Source organism: Pseudomonas sp. TR47, from assembly GCF_044143025.1.
Taxonomy (GTDB): Bacteria; Pseudomonadota; Gammaproteobacteria; order Pseudomonadales; family Pseudomonadaceae; genus Aquipseudomonas; species Aquipseudomonas putida_E.
In genome coordinates this window covers 196,553-214,468 of the sequence record NZ_JBHFCS010000003.1, presented here as the reverse complement: position 1 = coordinate 214,468, position 17,916 = coordinate 196,553, and the positions used below count along the sequence as shown (strand labels likewise).

Below are 17,916 nucleotides of genomic sequence, written 5' to 3'. Positions count from 1 at the left end.
TCCAAAGCAATTTTTTGTGCTTTTATTCGATACGTTACGCGTTAGTCTGTGCATAGCTTTCACGGGGAAACACGGCATCATGCAACTGCGCAATTCACCCTCTCGCTATGGCGTGGTCAGCATCCTCCTGCATTGGGGCGTTGCGCTGGCGGTCTTTGGCCTGTTCGGTCTTGGTCTGTGGATGGTCGGTCTCGATTATTACAGCCCTTGGCGCAAGGCAGGCCCGGACCTGCACAAGAGCATCGGCCTGGTGCTGCTGGCTGTCATGCTTGTGCGTGTGCTGTGGCGCTTCATCAGCCCACCGCCGCCGGCGCCTGCCAGCCACGGGGCATTTACCCGCCTGGCCGCCAGGTTGGGGCATTTGGCGCTGTACACAGGCCTGTTCGCGGTGATGATCGCCGGCTACCTGATCTCTACCGCCGACGGTGTCGGTATTCCGGTATTTGGCTTGTTTGAAGTACCTGCCCTTGTCAGTGACCTGCCTGATCAGGCAGACCTGGCCGGCGTTATTCATTTGTGGCTGGCGTGGGGCCTGGTGATTTTCGCCGCGCTGCATGCCCTGGCTGCCCTGAAGCACCATTACATCGACCGTGACGCGACCCTGGTTCGCATGCTGGGCCGCAAAGCTTGACTCTCAACCTCAATTGCAAGGAACTGAAAGGATGTTGAAAAAGACTTTTGCCGCTCTGGCGCTCGGTACCGCTCTGCTCAGTGCTGGTCAGGCCATGGCCGCCGAGTACAAGATCGACAAGGAAGGCCAGCACGCGTTCGTCGACTGGAAAATCAGCCACCTGGGCTACAGCTTCATTCACGGTACCTTCAAGGACTTCGACGGCAACTTCACTTGGGATAGCGCCAAGCCTGAAGCCAGCAAGATCAGCGTCGATCTGAAAACCGCCAGCCTGTGGTCGAATCACGCCGAGCGCGACAAGCATATCGCCAGCGCTGACTTCCTGGACGTGAAGAAGTACCCGGAAGCGAAATTCGTTTCCACCGCCGTCAAATCGACCGGCGAAAAGACCGCGGACGTGACCGGTGACCTGACACTGCATGGTGTGACCAAGCCTGTGACCTTCAAGGCCACCTTCAACGGTGAGGGCAAGGACCCATGGGGCGGTGAGCGTGCGGGCTTCAACGCTACCACCACGCTGAACCTGAACGACTTCGGTATCAAGGGCCCTGGCGCAACCTCGCAGACCCTGGACCTGGACATCAGCGTCGAAGGTGTGAAGCAGAAGTGATCATTGCCTGAGCAATAAAAACGCCGCCCCATGGGGCGGCGTTTTTATTTGCCGGTAGCGTTAGCCGCCTTTGCGGGTCAGTAACGCAGGCCGCTCACCACGTGGGCGGCTTGGCAGGTCTTCCAGTTGCTCAGGCGTTGGGAAACGATCGAGCTTGGATTCCTTGCGGATGATCACAGGCTGGTTTTGCGGCTCTCGCGAGCTACGTACTGCCGGCTCCTGACGGGATGCGTCATCACGGCCGGCCGAACGGTTGCGGCCACCACCGTTGCTATCGCGGCGCGCATCACCTCCCTTGTTGTTGCGCGGCGGGCGTTTCTCGCCACTGGCGCTGCGCGGCTGGCCGCCGTTACGCCCTTGGCCACCACCACTGTTACTGCCACCACTGTTGCTGCGCCCAGGGTTGGCCTGGCCTTGGCCAGCGCCGGCATTGGCACCCGGGCGGCGGTTGCGGCCCTGGTTCTTGGCATTCTGGTAGGGGCTGACGTAGTCGGCACGATTACCGAAGTTGTCGATTTCGTCGTCCAGGAATTCATCCGGAGCACGGTCGGCCGGTGCCTTAGGTACAGTGTTCTGGCTGGCTTGCTGTTGGCGCGGCTTCTTGTCACGCGGCTTGCGCGGCTGTTGCTGCTTGTCGGCGGACTTTTCCTTGTCGGCAGGCTTGTCGGCGGCCTGCTGCTTGGCCTTGCCTTTATCCTTGCCCTTGTCCTTGCGGCCGCCACTGCCATCTTTGCCACCGTCACCACGGGCCTGCTGATTGCGCCCGCCGCGACCGTTGTTCTGCGGGCGTTCACGCACCTCAGGCTTCTCGGCCTCCACTTGGCTTGGGTCGAAGCCCATCAGGTCGCCATCGGCGATCTTCTGCCTGGTGACCCGCTCAATGCTCTTGAGCAGTTTTTCTTCGTCCGGCGCGACCAGGGAAATGGCCTCGCCCGAGCGGCCGGCACGGCCGGTGCGGCCGATACGGTGAACGTAGTCTTCTTCGACATTGGGCAGTTCGAAGTTGACCACATGCGGCAGTTGGTCGATGTCCAGGCCACGGGCGGCAATGTCGGTGGCGACCAGTACGCGTACGCTGTTGGCCTTGAAGTCGGCCAGTGCCTTGGTACGAGCGTTCTGGCTCTTGTTGCCGTGGATGGCCGCGGCGCTCAGGCCGTGCTTTTCCAGGTACTCGGCCAGACGGTTGGCACCGTGCTTGGTACGGGTGAATACCAGTACCTGCTCCCAGGCGCCGAGCGTGATCAGGTGGGCCAGCAGCGCGCGCTTGTGGCTGGCGGGCAGGCGGTAGACGCGCTGCTCGATACGCTCGACGGTGGTGTTCGGTGGGGTGACCTCGATGCGCTCAGGGTTGTGCAGGAGCTTGTCGGCCAGGTCGGTGATGTCTTTGGAGAACGTCGCCGAGAACAGCAGGTTCTGCCGTTTGGCCGGCAGGCGGGCGAGGACCTTCTTGACGTCGTGGATGAAGCCCATGTCGAGCATGCGGTCGGCTTCGTCCAGGACCAGGATTTCCACGTGGGCCAGGTCGACGCGGCCTTGCCCTGCCAGGTCGAGCAGACGGCCCGGGCAGGCCACCAGGACGTCGACACCCTTGGCAATGGCCTGGATTTGCGGGTTCATGCCAACGCCGCCGAAAATGCAGGCACTGACCAGCGGCAGGTCGCGAGCGTAAACCTTGAAGCTGTCGTGTACCTGAGCCGCCAGTTCGCGGGTCGGGGTCAGGACCAGCACGCGCGGTTGGCGCGGGCCGTGGCGCTGGGATTTGTCCGGGTGGCCTGCCGGGAACAGGCGCTCAAGGATCGGTAGGGCGAAACCGCCGGTTTTACCAGTACCTGTCTGTGCGGCGACCATCAGGTCGCGGCCTTGCAACACGGCGGGAATCGCCCGCTGTTGCACCGGAGTCGGCTGGGTATAGCCCGCAGCCTCGATAGCGCGGACAAGTGCCTCGGAGAGACCGAGGGAAGCAAAGGACATGGGCAATCCTGTTCTGTGGGGGCTGGGCCCGTAGGGATATTCTGCCTGGCGCGACGGGCATCGGTGAGATGCGATCGCGTCCGGTCCAGCTGGGCTTTCACTGCACATCCGGAAAACGGAGTTAGGACGCAAGGTGCGTCGGTGCCGATCGGGATGCCTGTTGCGAGGCCGAGCGTCCGGGCGTGAGCCGGGCGGGAAGGCCCGAGTATAACAGAGCTATCGCTGTGTGCTGCTTTCCTGCTGCTCAACGGTGTGAGGAAGGTGGTCAGTGCTGCCGATATAGCGTTCGATTATCGCTAGGTAAGCGGGCTCCTGCTTGAAGCGCCGCAGCCCTTCGGTAAACGCCAGCGCCAAGGCATCGCGGCCAGGTTTGCGTGCCAGCCCCAGGTATTGCGCTTGACGGCTGATGACCAGTGGCAGTTCCTCTACCTGTTGCTCCAGGCCGAGTTGGCGGCGCAGGTAGCGCCCGACCAGGCGGTCGGTAACCAGCAAATCGATGCGCCCGAGCACCAGCTTGCCAAAATTGGCTTCGTGGCTTGGCGCCGCTTCACGCCGAAAGCCTGATGCATCGTTGAACTGTGCTCCATAGGCATAGCCCGGTGAGGTGCCGACAGTCAGGTCGGTGAGGTCGCTCAGTCGGGTTATGGCATGGCGACGGCGGCTGGATTGATACAGCACGAATTCGACATCCGACATGGGCTCCAGCGGGTAGACCATGTATGCCTGGCGCGAGTCCACTTTGAAGATGTCCATGACCCCGTCGGCCTGGCCCTGTTCGATCATGGCCAGGCATCGCTTCCAAGGCATGAATTCCCACTCCAGCTCGACACCCAGGCGCCTGAACACCTCAGTGGTGACTTCGTAATCTATGCCCTTGGGCTGGCCGTTGTGCTGGTACACATAAGGCGCCCAGTCATCGGTAACCAGGCGCAGGCGTTCGGCCTGCGCCATGGGGCTCAGGCAGGCGAGCAGCAGGATGCAGAAGAAGCGGACGATGAACGGCATGAGGCGAGATTACGCGCTCGGCTTGGGTAAGGCCAGTTGCAGGCGCTGAGGCAGCACCTTCGCGGGAGTAGTACGCTCAACGCTGTGCGGACTGCAGCAGATGCGCTTCGATTTCCTTGCGTTGGGCGCCGAGCGAGAGGCGCAGGCATGGGTGGCGCAGGCACTGGCGTAATTGCTCCGGCTCCATCGGGCCATAACGCTCATTGAGATTCTGCAGTGCCTTGTCCCACCAGGCGGGTGCGCAGGCACGGTCAAATTCGTTGGGGTAGGGGTAGCTGCCATACAACAGTTCGCGGGCAAACTGGCGCTCGCGGCTGGGCAGCGTCAGGCTCATGGCCTTGTAACCCAGGCGTTGCAAGGTCGGCGGGCGCGGCAACTGGTCATTCACCAACAGCACGTCGGCCAAGGCGGCGGCGCTAAGTGGCTGGTCTGCGTGCTTGCGCAGCCAGGCCTGTATCTTGGCCCGGAACTGAGCCTTGCGGCTCCAGTAGTGATGGATGACATCGGTGCATTCAGCCAGCGCCAGCTTGCGGTAGGCGGCGACCGCCAGGCAGAACTCTTCCAGCGTATAGGCCGTGCGAACCAGTGGATGGAATTCGTCCATCATCGCGATCGAGTGGTCCAGTATCCCCGCATCTTCTGCAGTCAGGCCAATCACCCCGGAGTTGACCATAGGCATCTGGCCGTCTGCCAAGCCCCGCGCCTGGAGAATGTTCTGCAGGTTCTGGTAGAGCAGGCACTGCTGATTTGCGCCGTAGCGCCCGCCGATCGCGTTGCACAGCAGGCTGCCGGCTTTGACCCGCTGGAACAGGTTCAGCGGCGACTTGCGGAAGAATGTGTCGGTGTCGATCAGCACGGCCTGCGAATGCTGCTGGAGAACTTGGCGCAACACGACATGCTTGCTGCGGAAATGGTAGCCGTGAGGTTCGTTCCAGGCCTTGCGCGTTGCCTCATCGAGCAGATGAACGGTAACCGGCAGCTTGCCGTAGGGCTCGGGGTTGTCGGTGTAGACCTGTATATCCATGGCCTCGCCCGCAGCCGTGCCCAGGTGGGCCAGGGCGCTGACGATGCTGAAGCAGGCTTCCTGATGATAGGTGGCAGGGCCGAAGGCCAGGTAAACCAGTTGAGGGCGCTGGGGTGTGAGATGTTGCATGGCTGGCAAGACCCGTCTGAACCGGAAATGAAATAAGGCCTTAGTCTATGACTAAAGCCTTAAGCATTTCTGAATAGGATTTTACCAAATGATTTCAGCGAGGCAGCTTCAGGTTGTTCCAGATCGCCAGGCTCGCCTCTGCCTGGTTCAAGGTGTAGAAATGCAGGCCCGGTGCGCCGCCTTGCAGCAGTTGTTCGCACATGCGGGTGATGACTTCTTCACCGAAGGCCTGGATGCTGGCGGTATCGTCGGCATAAGCTTCCAGCTGCTTGCGGATCCAGCGCGGGATTTCGGCGCCGCAAGCGTCGGAGAAGCGCGCCAGCTTGCTGTAGTTGGTGATCGGCATGATGCCGGGCACTACAGGAATGTCCACGCCCAGCTTCTGTGCGCGCTCGACAAAGTATAAATAGCTGTCGGCGTTGAAGAAGTACTGGGTGATGGCGCTGTCGGCACCGGCCTTGACCTTGTGCACGAAGTTGGCCAGGTCGGTTTCGAAGTTGCGTGCCTGCGGGTGCATTTCCGGATAGGCGGCCACTTCCAGGTGGAAGTGATCAGCGGTTTCCTGGCGGATGAACTCGACCAGGTCGCTGGCATATCGCAGTTCACCACTTGCCATGCCCATGCCCGACGGCAGGTCGCCACGCAGGGCGACGATGCGCTTGATGCCGGCAGCCTTGTATTGGGCGAGCAGCGCGCGCAACTCGTCCTTGGTGTCGCCGACGCACGACAGGTGCGGGGCGGCAGGCACCTTCACTTCGCTTTCCAGCTGCAGCACGGTGTTCAGCGTGCGGTCGCGGGTGGAGCCACCGGCACCGTAGGTGCAGGAAAAGAAGTCCGGGTTGCAGCCAGCCAGCTGGCGGGCAACGCCCATCAGCTTTTCATGACCGGCGTCGGTCTTGGTCGGGAAGAATTCGAAACTGTAGCGGCGTTCTTGTGACATCACTCGTTCCTCAAGCAGCAAGCTTCAAGCGGCAAGCTGCAAGTAAAAGCCAGATCGGTGATGGCCGATCTGGCTTGGCATCGTTCAAGATCGTGGGTGCTGGAGCTGCAAGCGGCAAGGGCACGGTCTGCCTTTTCTTGCCGCTTGCAGCTTCAAGCTTGCCGCTTAGTAGCGGTAGGCGTGCGGCTTGAACGGGCCTTCGACAGTCACGCCGATGTAGTCGGCCTGTTGCTGGGTCAGCTTGGTGACCACGCCGCCGAAGCCGCGGACCATTTCCAGGGCCACTTCTTCGTCGAGCTTCTTGGGCAGTACTTCAACGGTCAGGCGTTCGGCTTTCTTCTCGGCCGAAAGGTCAGCGAACTTCTGCTCGAACAGGAAGATCTGTGCCAGTACCTGGTTGGCGAACGAACCGTCCATGATGCGGCTTGGGTGGCCGGTGGCGTTGCCCAGGTTCACCAGGCGGCCTTCGGCCAGCAGGATCAGGTAATCGTCGTTCTGCGGATCGAAGTCGCCAGCGCCGGTACGGTGGATCTTGTGGACCTGCGGCTTGACCTCTTCCCATGCCCAGTGCTTGCGCATGAAGGCGGTGTCGATCTCGTTGTCGAAGTGGCCGATGTTGCAGACCACGGCGCGCTTCTTCAGGGCCTTGAGCATGTTGGCGTCGCAGACGTTGACGTTACCGGTGGTGGTGACGATCAGGTCGATCTTGCCCAGCAGGGCCTTGTCGATGCTGGCTTCGGTGCCGTCGTTGATACCGTCGATGAACGGCGAGACCAGCTCGAAGCCGTCCATGCACGCCTGCATGGCGCAGATCGGGTCAACTTCGGTGACCTTGACGATCATGCCTTCCTGGCGCAGCGACTGCGCAGAACCCTTGCCCACGTCACCGTAGCCGATCACCAGGGCCTGCTTGCCCGACAGCAGGTGGTCGGTACCGCGCTTGATGGCGTCGTTCAGGCTGTGACGGCAGCCGTATTTGTTGTCGTTCTTGCTCTTGGTGACCGAGTCGTTGACGTTGATCGCCGGGACCTTCAGCTCGCCTTTGGCCAGCATGTCCAGCAGGCGATGCACGCCGGTGGTGGTTTCTTCGGTGACACCGTGGACGCGGTCCAGCACGGCCGGGTACTTCTTGTGCAGCAGCTCGGTCAGGTCACCGCCGTCGTCGAGGATCATGTTGGCGTCCCATGGCTGGCCATCCTTGAGGATGGTCTGCTCCAGGCACCACTCGTACTCTTCCTCGGTTTCACCTTTCCAGGCGAACACCGGGATACCGGCGGCAGCGATGGAGGCTGCGGCCTGGTCCTGAGTGGAGAAGATGTTGCAGGACGACCAGCGCACTTCGGCACCCAGGGCAACCAGGGTTTCGATCAGCACGGCAGTCTGGATGGTCATGTGGATGCAGCCCAGAATCTTCGCACCCTTGAGCGGCTGCTCAGCGAGGTACTTGCGACGCAGGCCCATCAGGGCAGGCATTTCCGATTCGGCGATGATGGTTTCGCGACGACCCCAGGCGGCCAGGGAGATGTCTGCGACTTTGAAATCGGTAAAACCTGCAGGCGTGTTTACAGCGCTCATGAGAGCCTCCATTCGTAGTGTGCGAATGGGCGCCGTTGTGCGTTCAGCGTCCGCGGGAGCGGACAACGCCCCATCCGAGCCTGACAGGATGACCCTGCTGCAGCGCCCCTCGGACAGGTGGCGGGCATGGCACCGCGGCGGGTGGCCATGTGAATCGGCGCAGATTATAGCCTTGGCGGGAGTCATCGCCCAAGGTTTTCTGTCGATTAATAGCGACGATAGTCGATGATCAATGGAGCGGCGCCGGCCGCTCTGCCATCATTACCGCAAGTTAGCCAAGCAGGTCAGGAGTACAGATGAACTTTCACACCCGCAAATGGGTAAAACCCGAAGACCTCAACCCCAACGGCACACTGTTCGGCGGCAGCCTGTTGCGCTGGATCGACGAAGAGGCGGCGATCTACGCCATCGTCCAACTGGGCAACCAGCGTGTGGTGACCAAGTACATGTCGGAGATCAACTTCGTCAGTGCCTCGCGCCAGGGCGACATCATCGAGCTGGGCATCACCGCAACCGAGTTCGGCCGCACCTCGATCACCCTCAAGTGTGAAGTGCGCAACAAGATCACCCGCAAGAGCATCCTGACTGTCGACAAGATGGTCTTCGTCAACCTGGGCGAGGATGGCCAGCCGGCGGCCCACGGGCGCACCGAGATCAAATATGTTCAGGACCAGTTTCCGGACAGCGCGGTGGAATAACGTGATGGGGCTGCTTCGCAGCCCTTTCGCCGGCAAGACGGCCCTGGGTTTTCACGGTTGTGCGCTGACCTTGCGCACCACCCGCCCGATGCTCAAGCCCTGCACCAGGATCGACGACAGCACCACGATGTAGGTGATCGACAGCAGCAGGTCACGCTCCTCGCCCAATGGCAGCGACAGTGCCAGGGCTACCGAAACGCCACCGCGCAGGCCGCCCCAGGTCAGTACCCGCACGGTGCCTTTGGGCATGCTGCGCCAGCGGCGCAAAAGCACGATCGCCGGGGCCACGGTCAGCAGCCGCGACAGCAGCACCGCCAGCGCCAGCACGCTGCCAGCCGCCAGGTGCAGCCAGTTGAACGGCAGCAGCAACAGCTCCAGGCCGATCAGGGCGAAGAGCAGGGCGTTGAGCATGTCGTCGATCAACTCCCAGAAACCGTCCAGGTAGCGACGGGTCATGTCGTTCATCGCCAGGTTGCGCCCCAGGTTGCCGATGATCAGGCCGGCCACGACCATCGCGATCGGTGCCGAGACATGCAGCTCGTAGCACATCGCCGAACCACCGATGACCAGCGCCAGGGTCAGCATGACCTCGACCTGATACTGCTCGACGCTTTTGATCATGCGGTAGGTGGCGTAACCGAGCAGCCCGCCAAACACCGCCCCGCCAATGGCTTCGCGGGCGAACAGGATCGCTGTGTCAGTGATGCTTGGCGTTTCACCCAGTTGAATGATGCCCAGCAGGACAGTGAACACCACCACGGCGGTGCCATCGTTGAACAGTGACTCGCCGACGATGGTGGTCTTCAGCGGCTTGGAGGCGTTGGCGGTCCGCAGGGCCCCCAGCACAGCGATCGGGTCGGTGGGCGAGATCAGTGCACCGAACAGCAGGCAGTAGATCAGCGGCACCTGCCAGCCGAACATCGCAAAGACCCAGTGCGACAGAAAGCCGATCACCACGGTGGCGATCAGCACGCCGAGCGTTGCCAGCAGCCCGATCGGCCAGCGGTAGCTGCGCAGATCGGTGAGGTTGACGTGCAGTGCGCCGGCGAACAGCAGAAACGCCAGCATCCAGTGCATCAGCAGGTCATTGAAGTCGATCTGGTTCATCAACCCTTCGACGCGTTCTTCAAGGCCCGGGAAGCCGATCAGGCTAAGCCCCTGCAGCATCAGCGAGAACAGCAGTGCCGTGACCATCACGCCGATGGCGGGTGGCAGGCCGATAAAGCGGTAATTGACGTAGGTGAGGAGTGTTGTGAGGCAGATAAACGCAGCAACTAATTCAAGCATCCCAAATCCTGTAACAATGGCTTCCAAGTCGTAACCCGAATGGCTCGGGCAGTTCTTTGATGATCTGGCGAGGGTTTCGGGACACAGTTTTTGACCTGGCTGGCTGGTTTCGTTCCGCATTTGATGCAGAACCGCCTCGCGCCCATTGTCACTACCAAGGCTATATATTCAGTGGCTGATAACGTCACAAGGACCTGAAGGCGTGCTGGCAACTTCCCTGGTATTGGTCGCAGCCCTGCTGCACGCGACCTGGAACACCCTGATCAAATTCAGTGGCGAGCGCTTGCTGGTGATCGCCAGCATGGACTCGGTAGCCCTGGCCTTTGCCGTGCTCGCAGTGGCCTTCGTGGACCTGCCGCCTGCCGAGATCTGGCCTTGGCTGATCGCCTCGGCATTGGCCGAGCAGTTGTACCGATTCCTGCTGATCCAGGCATATCGGGTAGGCGATCTGGGGCTGGTCTATCCTCTGATGCGTGGCTTGTCACCGCTGGTGGTGCTGGGGCTGACCCTGGCGTTCGCCGGCGAGTCGCTCAGCCAGCAGCAAATCATCGGCATATTGCTGATCCCGTGTGGCATGGCGTGCCTGCTGTGGCAGGGAGGTGGGGGTGAGCGCCTGCCCTGGTCGATGCTGCCAGTGGTGGCGCTGATCGGCCTGTGCATCGGTTGCTACACCTGGTTCGACGGGCAGGCCGTGCGGTTGTGGGGCAAGCCCTGGGACTACCTGGTATGGCTGACCCTGCTCAGTGCCTGGCCTTTTCCATTGCTTGCCGGTGTGGCACGGCGGGGGCCGTTCGTGCTGTTCTGGCGCACCCAGTGGCGCTTGGGGTTGGCAGTGGGCTTTTGCGTGTTGTTCAGCTACGCGCTGGTATTGTGGGCCATGCATCTGGGTTCGGTGGCCGAGGCGGCGGCCTTGCGCGAGCTGAGCGTCATCCTGGTGGTACTGCTGGGCATGCGCTACCTCAAAGAACCTTTTGGCGGCCCGAGACTCCTAGCTTGCGGGCTGGTACTGGCAGGCATGCTGGTGATGAAGCTCTAACCTAACGACTGAAGGAGTCCTGTCCATGACCGTTGCCCTGTGGTGCATCCTGATCGCATTGTTCCTGCCGCCGCTGTGCGCCTTGATCGCCAAGGTGAGCAGTGGCCGTTTCGGCTTGAAGGACAATCACGACCCACGCGCCTTCCTCGACACATTATCGGGTCTGCCACGGCGTGCCCATGCCGCCCAGCAGAACAGCTATGAAGCGTTTCCGGCATTTGCCGCGGCGGTGCTGGTGGCCGATATCGTGGGCAATGCCGAGCAGGTGACGCAGGACGTGCTGGGGGTCTTGTACATCACCAGTCGGCTGCTTTACATCATCTGCTATCTGGCGGACTGGGCGGCTTTGCGCTCGCTGGTGTGGTTCGCCGGGGTGGCCCTGATCGTGTCGTTCTTCGTCGTTTCGGCCTGAAGCCTGGCTGCCCTCCTCGCGTGCGAGCCGCGAGGAGGGCAGCAGCCAGTCAAAGGACTTTGGGTACTTCAGGCAGTGGCTTGCCCTTTGGCCATAGCATCCAGATCTGCCCCTGCTGCTTCATGTTCCCCGCCAGTTCGCCGGCCTCAGGCCCGGTGCCCCAGAACAGGTCCGCACGCACTTCGCCGGTAATCGCGCCACCCGTATCCTGAGCGCCCACCGGCCGAACCACCGGTGTGCCGTCCGGGCGCGTGGTGGACAGCCAAAGCAGGCTGCCCAATGGAATGACCTTGCGATCGATGGCCACGCTGTAGCCTGCGGTAAGCGGCACATTCAGCGAGCCGCGCGGGCCTTCGTTGCTGTCAGGGCGGGTGCTGAAGAATACATAGCTGGGGTTGCTCGCCAGCAATTCAGGCACACGCTGCGGATTGGCCTGAGCCCAGGCATGGATGGCGCCCATGCTCACGTCTTCCTTCTTCAACTGGCCCTGCTCGATCAGCCAGCGACCTATCGGCCGGTACGGGTGGCCGTTCTGGTCCGCGTAGCCCAGGCGCAATTGACGGCCATCTTCCAGCTTTACCCGGCCAGACCCCTGGATCTGCAGAAACTGCAGGTCCATCGGGTCGGTCAACCACGCCAGTACCGGGGCCTTCACGCCGTCCCGGTAGATCACCTCGGCGGTGTCATAGGGCTTGAGCACGCGGCCGTCGAGGCGGCCTCGCAGGCGCTTGCCCTTCAGTTCCGGGTAAACGCTGGCCAGGTCGACCACGATCATGTCATCGGGGATGCCATACACCGGTACATTGGCCGCTTCGGTGCGTGTCAGGCTGCCGGGGTAGACCGGTTCGTAGTAGCCGGTGATCAGGCCATTGGCGTTGTTCTCGGCCGAGCGCAGGCCATAGACCTGCAATTGCGCTTGCAGGAACGTGCGCACCTGGGGCGCCTCCAGGGCAATCGGCTGTGCTGCTTCGCACGTGGCGGCCCACACCGGATCACGCTTGAGCTTTTCACAGCCAGTGCGCCAGGCGTTGAAACCCGCGACCAGGTCGCTGTCGCTGACGCTGGGCAGGTCGGCCCAAGCTGCAGGGGTGTAAGTAGCGACGGCGTGGGGTTCGGGCTTGGCGTTTTCGCCGCCGTTGCAGCCGGCCAGCAAGGCCAGGGCCGGCAGCGCCCAGGCGAGATGGCGCAGAGCAGATTTCATGGTTGAATCCTTGGAGGGCAGCAGCGGATGGCTGCCCATAGTGTTCGTAAGGGTATTGGTCTTTGCATGGCAGGCGAGGATACTGGTGGCCCTTTCCTCTGCCAATGTGACTGTGATGTTCAAATGTTTCACCGCCATACTGCTGATCAGCCTGTCCCTGGTGGCCTGCGACCGTGTCGATCCTAACTCACCCTTGGGGCAGCGCAAGGCGATCTTCAAGCAGATGCTCAAGACCAGCGAGGACATGGGTGGCATGCTGCGCGGGCGGTTGCCGTTCGATGGGGCTAAGTTTGCCGAGGGTGCGGTGAAACTCGATAGCCTGGCCCATGCGCCCTGGCAGCATTTTCCGCAGGTAAAGGATGATGGCGACAGCAGTGCGCGGCCCGAGGTCTGGGAGCGTCAGGCGCGCTTTCATGACTTGGCGCAAGCGTTGGAAGGGGTGACAGGCGAGTTGCTGGCGGTGACACGCAAGCAGCCACTGGACGCGGCGATGCTCAAGGCACCTATGGACAAGGTCGAGGCAGCGTGCAAGGCCTGCCATACAGAGTTTCGCAACCACTGAGGCATGGTCGACCAGAGGCCTGCAGGGCCACTGGTCGAGTGCCGGGCCGGTGTCCCGGCAAGCCCTGTAGGCCGTAGGCTAGTTGTCAGCCTTCAGCGCTCCAGGTCTTCGACAGCTTCCTGCAACTCCTTTTTCGCCTCGGCAAGTTTGTCTTTGCGCTTGTTGATGCGCTCCGGGTCGCCCTTCTTCATGGCCTTGTCCAGGTCCTTGGTACGCTGGTTGACCTCGTGGCGCGCCTCGAGCACCTTCTGTTCGCGCTCTTTGCGCAAGCCGGCATCGGTGCAGTTCGCATCGACTTCGCTCAGCGCTTTTTCCAGGCCGGCCTGTTGGTTGCTGTTGTTGTGGGCCTTGGCCTGTTCGATCTGTTCAACAATCGCTTGGCGCTTGGCTGCGCAACCGGTGAGCGCGGGTTGTTCTTTGGCGGGCTGGGCGGCGTTAGCTGAAAAAGCCAGCGTTGCCAGCACTAAAAGGGTGGAAATACGTTTCATGAAAAGCCTCTTGAACGGGGCGGGGCAGCAGAAAGTGGGGAAATCCTGCCTTGGTTTTACCGATTTATAAACCCTTGGCAGGTTTTTCCAGGCTCAGATTCGGAAATCCCCTTACAGGTCTTTGCGCATTCGCTAGTGGGATTTGGCCTCTTCAGCCATGTGAAAACCGTCGACGCCATTGTTCCCCAGATGTGTTGCAATGCGCTGTACTTCTCCCTGGGCGAAGAAGTCTGCGAGCTGCCTGGCGCGTGTTTCACCGATGCCGGGCAAGGCTTGCCATTCGCTGGGGGAACGGCTGGCAAGCGCCGGCCAGTACTCATGCTCAGGCACGTTGCCGTGGGCAGGCACGCCAAGGCCCCTCAGCCAATGGGCGAAAGGCCTGGAGCGGGCGATGTCGAAACCGCGTTGCAGCCGCATGGCTTTGACTTCACTGATGCCCGGCACTTGTTGCAGTTGCTGGGCATCGAGCGCCAACCAGTCCGTAAGCGATGTGACCAGGCCCGCGTGCACCAGCAGCCGCCAGGTGCCCGGGCCGGCGCCTGGCATGGCCAGCCCTTGCTTGCCCCCGAGCCAGGCCAGGCGGGCGATGAACTGCTCTTCACACCCCTCGCCGGCTTGCCAGCAACTGTGAGGACCGTATCTTCCAGGTACAGGTACCGTCAGCGGTTGTCGCTCGACAGCGCGGTGGACCACCTTTTCGAAACGTGGAATGGTCAGCCCGGCTAGGCTGATCGCCACCCGGTCGCCTGGGCGAATGTCCAAGGTTTGCCAGCGGGCCATGGAGCCGAGGCTGACTTGGCTGATCCGGCGGTCGTCCAGGGTGACCGGCTGCAGCTTGAGCACTGGCGTCACCCTGCCGGTGCGGCCGATTAGAAAGTGTACGTCGCGCACCTCTGCCAGCGCCTGGGCGAAGGGGTATTTCCACGCGGCGATCCAATAGGGGGCGTTGGGCCGCCAGCGGGCGGCTGGCGGGCGGCTGTCCTGGCGCAGAATCACGCCGTCGGTGGCAAAGGGCAGCGGTGAGCGATACCAGTGCAGGCGCCAATGGGTAGCTTGCGCGGGGGTGTCGATAGCTGTGCTGAAACGCTGACTGTCGGGGAACCCCCAGGCTGCAAGTTGTGTGAGGCGCTCGCCCTGGTCGTCCGGCCCATGCGGCCAGTCCCAGACGAACAGGCCGATGCTCGCGCCCAGTTCCGGGCCAAGCTGCTTGCGCGCCAGCATCCCGGCCACGCTACCGCGCGCATTGCTGCTGCCTGCCTCAGCTTGCACGTGCGCTTGCAGGCGCAGGTAGAACTCGCCTTGCAATACGACGTCCAGTGGCTGAGGCAATTGCCGGGTGATGCTGCCGAGGTCCTTGATGTGGCGGCTCCAGTCATGCCCTTGGAGGCCGTCACCACGGCTGAGTAGCTGTACAAGCCGGCCTTGGCGATAGACCAGTGAGACCGCCACTCCGTCGACTTTCGGTTGCACCCACACGCCCTTCTTGCCGGTCATCCAGCGTGCAACGCCAGCTGCGTCAGGGAGTTTCTCGACGCCGGTGTGGGCAACGGGGTGGGCAATGGGGCCGCGTGCGCTGGCCAGTGGGTTTGGGCCTGTGGGTTCCTGGCCAAAGCACTGTTGCAGGTGCAGCAGGTGGTGTCGGGCCTGGTCGTAGAGCTCATCGGCTACGAGCGCTATACCCTGGCGGTGGTAATGGTCGTCCCAGTTGGCCAGGGTGGCGCGCAGTTGTGCAACTTCGGTTCTGGCTTGCTTGGCATTCCAGTCCGGACAGTGGCCGGCTTGGGCGATGGATGTGTGGAGCAGCAACAGGGCTGCGAGACCCAGGAAAGGTGACATGGCCAGCATCCTTGCGTGGCGGAGTGGAGTGTTCAGGCTAGGCAAGCGTGGCGGAGGTTGGCGGGTTCAGTTGTCAGGTGATGTGTCGAGGGGCGATGCCATGGAAACTACAAAAAAGCCCCTGCCGATCACTCGGCAAGGGCTTCGATGCATCGCTGCAGGAGAAATTACAGGCCGGCAGCATCACGCAGCGACTGGGCGCGGTCGGTGCGCTCCCAGGTGAAGGTGGTGAAGGTGTCGTCGCCGACAGTCTTCTGCTGCGGGGTACGGCCGAAGTGGCCGTAGGCAGCGGTTTCCTGGTACATCGGGTGCAGCAGGTCGAGCATCTTGGTGATGGCGTACGGACGCAGGTCGAAGCACTCACGCACCAGCTGGATGATCTTGTCGTCCGAGACCTTGCCGGTACCGAAGGTGTTGATCGAGATGGAGGTCGGCTGGGCTACGCCGATGGCGTAGGACACCTGAATCTCGCAACGTTCGGCCAGGCCGGCGGCGACGATGTTCTTGGCCACGTAACGGCCGGCGTAGGCGGCGGAGCGGTCGACCTTGGACGGGTCCTTGCCGGAGAACGCGCCACCACCGTGACGGGCCATGCCGCCGTAGGAGTCGACGATGATCTTGCGGCCGGTCAGGCCACAGTCACCCACCGGGCCACCGATGATGAAGTTGCCGGTCGGGTTGATGTGGTAATGGGTGTCCTTGTGCAGCAGTTCGGCAGGCAGGGTGTGCTTGACGATCAGCTCCATCACGGCTTCCTGCAGGTCTTTTTGCGAGACTTCAGGGTTGTGCTGGGTCGACAGGACCACCGCGTCGATGCCGACTACCTTGCCGTTTTCATAGCGGCAGGTGACCTGAGACTTGGCGTCCGGGCGCAGCCAAGGCAGCAGCCCGGATTTGCGCGCTTCGGCCTGACGCTCGACCAGGCGGTGCGAGAAGCAGATCGGCGCCGGCATCAGCACGTCGGTTTCGTTGCTGGCGTAGCCGAACATCAGGCCCTGGTCACCAGCGCCCTGGTCTTCCGGCTTGGAGCGGTCGACGCCTTGGGCGATGTCCACCGACTGTTTGCCGATGATGTTCATCACGGCGCAGGTGGCGCCGTCGAAGCCGACGTCGGAGCTGTTGTAGCCGATGTCGATGATGACTTTGCGCACCAGCTCTTCCAGGTCGACCCAGGCCGACGTGGTGACTTCGCCGGCGATGATGGCGACACCGGTCTTGACCAGGGTTTCACACGCCACGCGGGCGTATTTGTCCTGGGTGATGATGGCATCCAGGACCGCGTCCGAAATCTGGTCGGCGATCTTGTCCGGATGCCCTTCGGACACGGACTCGGAGGTGAAAAGGGAGTATTCGCTCATCTCGACGGGTTCCTAAAATTTACCGATGGTGTGTGTCGCCAGCCGTCCGCTGAAAATGGCGGACCTGTATCTGGAAACCGTTACGCAAGCCCACATAGAGGCTGTCCCCCGGGGCCAGCCCGGCAGCGTTGGCCCAACGGGCCAGGTCGTCCTGTTCAAAACCAAGCCAGAGATCGCCGCAGGCTTCCCGCGCCCAATCCTGATCGTGGCTGCACAGTTCGGTGACCAGCAGGCTGCCGCCTGCCTTCACCCGTTTGGCCAAAAGGCGCAGGGCCAGGGCCGGGTCGCTGAAATGGTGCAGGACCATGTTCAGCACAACGCAGTCGGCTTCCACATCCGTTGCACCCAGTGCATCGGCCAACTGCAGGTTTACATTATCCAGGCGTTCGCGTTCGCAGACCTGGCGCGCCAGCTCGAGCATGGTCGGGCTGTTGTCCAGGGCTGTGACACAGGCGAAGCGCCGGGCCAGGTCGGGCAAAAAGCCGCCGTCGCCGGGGCCGACTTCCAGCGCGCTGGCAGTCGGCTCGAAATTCAGTGTGTCGAGCAGCGCCAGCAGGCTTTCGCGGTACTGCGGCAGGCCGGCGATCAGGTCCTGCTGGGCGCGGAACTTTTCTTCCACGCGCAGGAAAAAGTCCTGGCTGGTGGCGGCGCGGCGTTGTTGCACCTGGGCGATGCGCGCCTGCACGTCCAGCGGCAGTGCCAGGTCGTCGACCTCTTCGAGCAGCGCGGTGTGCAGGCGGCCGCCCAGGCGGTGGCTGTCGGGCAGGGCCCTGCGGTAGAAAACCGCATTGCCTTCGCGGCGCGTAGCCACCAGCTCGGCCTGGGCCAAAACCTTGAGGTGATGGCTCATGCCCGACTGCCCGATGTCGAAAATCTGTGCCAGCTCCAGGACGCCGAACGAGTCGCTGGCCAAGGCGCGCAGGACATTCAGGCGCAGTTCGTCGCCACTGGCTTTGCACAGGGCTGCCAGTGTGTCGCTTCGCTGAGGGATCGGTTGCGCACGGAGGTTCATGACGCGGCAGTCTAGACAGGCATCGTTGCCCTAGCAAGACCAATATCAAAAAGTTTTGATATTGGCGATGAGCTGCAAGAAATAGAGCCTTGCGCGCACGGTTCGGCTTTCTCTTGCTGCTTAAAGCTTGCCGCTTGCCGC

Annotated in this window: 17 protein-coding genes and 1 riboswitch; of the genes, 6 read left to right on the top strand and 11 right to left on the bottom strand. The window is 62.2% G+C overall.

The features are described from left to right. Window positions 1-79: 79 nt before the first annotated feature. Together ACEWE8_RS05100 and ACEWE8_RS05095 are read left to right on the top strand one after the other, a co-directional pair. Window positions 80-631, top strand: coding sequence for a cytochrome b (locus ACEWE8_RS05100; RefSeq protein WP_046785034.1), 552 nt, complete (start codon window positions 80-82; stop codon window positions 629-631). 31 nt (window positions 632-662) lie between these two features. Further along, window positions 663-1,241 (top strand): YceI family protein, encoded by a 579-nt coding sequence (locus ACEWE8_RS05095; protein ID WP_012312426.1) that lies wholly within the window; start codon window positions 663-665, stop codon window positions 1,239-1,241. 60 nt (window positions 1,242-1,301) lie between these two features. Here ACEWE8_RS05095 and ACEWE8_RS05090 read toward each other — a convergent pair whose 3' ends face one another. The 5 genes from ACEWE8_RS05090 to ahcY all read right to left on the bottom strand — a co-directional run bounded on the left by ACEWE8_RS05090 (window position 1,302) and on the right by ahcY (window position 7,885). After that, complete coding sequence (locus ACEWE8_RS05090) at window positions 1,302-3,212, bottom strand: DEAD/DEAH box helicase (protein WP_046785035.1); 1,911 nt, start codon at window positions 3,210-3,212, stop codon at window positions 1,302-1,304. Between the two features lie 216 nt (window positions 3,213-3,428). Further along, on the bottom strand, window positions 3,429-4,217 hold the full coding sequence (locus ACEWE8_RS05085; protein WP_046785036.1) for an ABC transporter substrate-binding protein: 789 nt from the start codon (window positions 4,215-4,217) through the stop codon (window positions 3,429-3,431). 76 nt (window positions 4,218-4,293) lie between these two features. After that, the gene (locus tag ACEWE8_RS05080; protein WP_046785037.1) at window positions 4,294-5,370 is read right to left on the bottom strand and encodes a hypothetical protein; all 1,077 of its coding nucleotides are present in this window, start codon (window positions 5,368-5,370) and stop codon (window positions 4,294-4,296) included. A 94-nt stretch (window positions 5,371-5,464) separates the two neighbouring features. Next, window positions 5,465-6,310 carry a methylenetetrahydrofolate reductase [NAD(P)H] gene (metF, locus tag ACEWE8_RS05075; RefSeq protein WP_046785038.1) on the bottom strand — a complete coding sequence of 282 codons (846 nt, stop codon included), beginning with the start codon at window positions 6,308-6,310 and terminating at the stop codon, window positions 5,465-5,467. A gap of 165 nt (window positions 6,311-6,475) precedes the next feature. Next, entirely contained in the window at window positions 6,476-7,885 is a 1,410-nt protein-coding gene (gene ahcY, locus ACEWE8_RS05070; RefSeq protein ID WP_046785039.1) for an adenosylhomocysteinase, read from the bottom strand. A gap of 20 nt (window positions 7,886-7,905) precedes the next feature. Then, a riboswitch (S-adenosyl-L-homocysteine riboswitch) is annotated at window positions 7,906-8,002 on the bottom strand. A gap of 179 nt (window positions 8,003-8,181) precedes the next feature. On the opposite strand from ahcY, the gene ACEWE8_RS05065 reads away from it, so the two are divergent. Continuing rightward, window positions 8,182-8,583: an acyl-CoA thioesterase gene (locus tag ACEWE8_RS05065; protein ID WP_012312432.1), complete on the top strand. Its 402-nt coding sequence runs from the start codon at window positions 8,182-8,184 to the stop codon at window positions 8,581-8,583. A 51-nt stretch (window positions 8,584-8,634) separates the two neighbouring features. Here ACEWE8_RS05065 and ACEWE8_RS05060 read toward each other — a convergent pair whose 3' ends face one another. Then, on the bottom strand, window positions 8,635-9,870 hold the full coding sequence (locus ACEWE8_RS05060) for a sodium:proton antiporter (RefSeq protein ID WP_046785040.1): 1,236 nt from the start codon (window positions 9,868-9,870) through the stop codon (window positions 8,635-8,637). Between the two features lie 202 nt (window positions 9,871-10,072). Between ACEWE8_RS05060 and ACEWE8_RS05055 the strand changes: the two genes are divergently transcribed. Further along, window positions 10,073-10,906 carry an EamA family transporter gene (locus tag ACEWE8_RS05055; RefSeq protein ID WP_012312434.1) on the top strand — a complete coding sequence of 278 codons (834 nt, stop codon included), beginning with the start codon at window positions 10,073-10,075 and terminating at the stop codon, window positions 10,904-10,906. 25 nt (window positions 10,907-10,931) lie between these two features. After that, complete coding sequence (locus ACEWE8_RS05050) at window positions 10,932-11,318, top strand: MAPEG family protein (RefSeq protein ID WP_012312435.1); 387 nt, start codon at window positions 10,932-10,934, stop codon at window positions 11,316-11,318. 49 nt (window positions 11,319-11,367) lie between these two features. On the opposite strand, the gene ACEWE8_RS05045 is transcribed toward ACEWE8_RS05050, so the two are convergent. After that, window positions 11,368-12,519, bottom strand: a complete 1,152-nt coding sequence (locus ACEWE8_RS05045; RefSeq protein ID WP_046785041.1) for a murein transglycosylase A — start codon at window positions 12,517-12,519, stop codon at window positions 11,368-11,370. 115 nt (window positions 12,520-12,634) lie between these two features. Between ACEWE8_RS05045 and ACEWE8_RS05040 the strand changes: the two genes are divergently transcribed. After that, window positions 12,635-13,081 carry a cytochrome c gene (locus ACEWE8_RS05040; protein WP_046785042.1) on the top strand — a complete coding sequence of 149 codons (447 nt, stop codon included), beginning with the start codon at window positions 12,635-12,637 and terminating at the stop codon, window positions 13,079-13,081. A 92-nt stretch (window positions 13,082-13,173) separates the two neighbouring features. Here the strand turns inward: ACEWE8_RS05040 and ACEWE8_RS05035 are convergent, their stop codons facing one another. The 4 genes from ACEWE8_RS05035 to ACEWE8_RS05020 all read right to left on the bottom strand — a co-directional run bounded on the left by ACEWE8_RS05035 (window position 13,174) and on the right by ACEWE8_RS05020 (window position 17,775). Beyond that, window positions 13,174-13,569 carry a DUF1090 domain-containing protein gene (locus ACEWE8_RS05035; RefSeq protein ID WP_046785043.1) on the bottom strand — a complete coding sequence of 132 codons (396 nt, stop codon included), beginning with the start codon at window positions 13,567-13,569 and terminating at the stop codon, window positions 13,174-13,176. 132 nt (window positions 13,570-13,701) lie between these two features. Continuing rightward, window positions 13,702-15,405 carry an NAD-dependent DNA ligase LigB gene (gene ligB / locus ACEWE8_RS05030; RefSeq protein WP_046785044.1) on the bottom strand — a complete coding sequence of 568 codons (1,704 nt, stop codon included), beginning with the start codon at window positions 15,403-15,405 and terminating at the stop codon, window positions 13,702-13,704. A 167-nt stretch (window positions 15,406-15,572) separates the two neighbouring features. Then, window positions 15,573-16,763 (bottom strand): methionine adenosyltransferase, encoded by a 1,191-nt coding sequence (gene metK, locus ACEWE8_RS05025; RefSeq protein ID WP_046785045.1) that lies wholly within the window; start codon window positions 16,761-16,763, stop codon window positions 15,573-15,575. 19 nt (window positions 16,764-16,782) lie between these two features. Beyond that, a complete protein-coding gene (locus tag ACEWE8_RS05020; RefSeq protein WP_046785046.1) occupies window positions 16,783-17,775 on the bottom strand; it encodes a metalloregulator ArsR/SmtB family transcription factor in 993 nt (330 codons plus the stop codon). Window positions 17,776-17,916 lie beyond the last annotated feature (141 nt).

Coding starts and splice junctions, on each gene's coding strand:
- ACEWE8_RS05100 (WP_046785034.1), top strand. CDS start 80: ATGCAACTGCGCAATTCACCCTCTCGCTATGGCGTGGTCAGCATCCTC.
- ACEWE8_RS05095 (WP_012312426.1), top strand. CDS start 663: ATGTTGAAAAAGACTTTTGCCGCTCTGGCGCTCGGTACCGCTCTGCTC.
- ACEWE8_RS05090 (WP_046785035.1), bottom strand. CDS start 3,212: ATGTCCTTTGCTTCCCTCGGTCTCTCCGAGGCACTTGTCCGCGCTATC.
- ACEWE8_RS05085 (WP_046785036.1), bottom strand. CDS start 4,217: ATGCCGTTCATCGTCCGCTTCTTCTGCATCCTGCTGCTCGCCTGCCTG.
- ACEWE8_RS05080 (WP_046785037.1), bottom strand. CDS start 5,370: ATGCAACATCTCACACCCCAGCGCCCTCAACTGGTTTACCTGGCCTTC.
- metF (WP_046785038.1), bottom strand. CDS start 6,310: ATGTCACAAGAACGCCGCTACAGTTTCGAATTCTTCCCGACCAAGACC.
- ahcY (WP_046785039.1), bottom strand. CDS start 7,885: ATGAGCGCTGTAAACACGCCTGCAGGTTTTACCGATTTCAAAGTCGCA.
- ACEWE8_RS05065 (WP_012312432.1), top strand. CDS start 8,182: ATGAACTTTCACACCCGCAAATGGGTAAAACCCGAAGACCTCAACCCC.
- ACEWE8_RS05060 (WP_046785040.1), bottom strand. CDS start 9,870: ATGCTTGAATTAGTTGCTGCGTTTATCTGCCTCACAACACTCCTCACC.
- ACEWE8_RS05050 (WP_012312435.1), top strand. CDS start 10,932: ATGACCGTTGCCCTGTGGTGCATCCTGATCGCATTGTTCCTGCCGCCG.
- ACEWE8_RS05045 (WP_046785041.1), bottom strand. CDS start 12,519: ATGAAATCTGCTCTGCGCCATCTCGCCTGGGCGCTGCCGGCCCTGGCC.
- ACEWE8_RS05040 (WP_046785042.1), top strand. CDS start 12,635: ATGTTCAAATGTTTCACCGCCATACTGCTGATCAGCCTGTCCCTGGTG.
- ACEWE8_RS05035 (WP_046785043.1), bottom strand. CDS start 13,569: ATGAAACGTATTTCCACCCTTTTAGTGCTGGCAACGCTGGCTTTTTCA.
- ligB (WP_046785044.1), bottom strand. CDS start 15,405: ATGTCACCTTTCCTGGGTCTCGCAGCCCTGTTGCTGCTCCACACATCC.
- metK (WP_046785045.1), bottom strand. CDS start 16,763: ATGAGCGAATACTCCCTTTTCACCTCCGAGTCCGTGTCCGAAGGGCAT.
- ACEWE8_RS05020 (WP_046785046.1), bottom strand. CDS start 17,775: ATGAACCTCCGTGCGCAACCGATCCCTCAGCGAAGCGACACACTGGCA.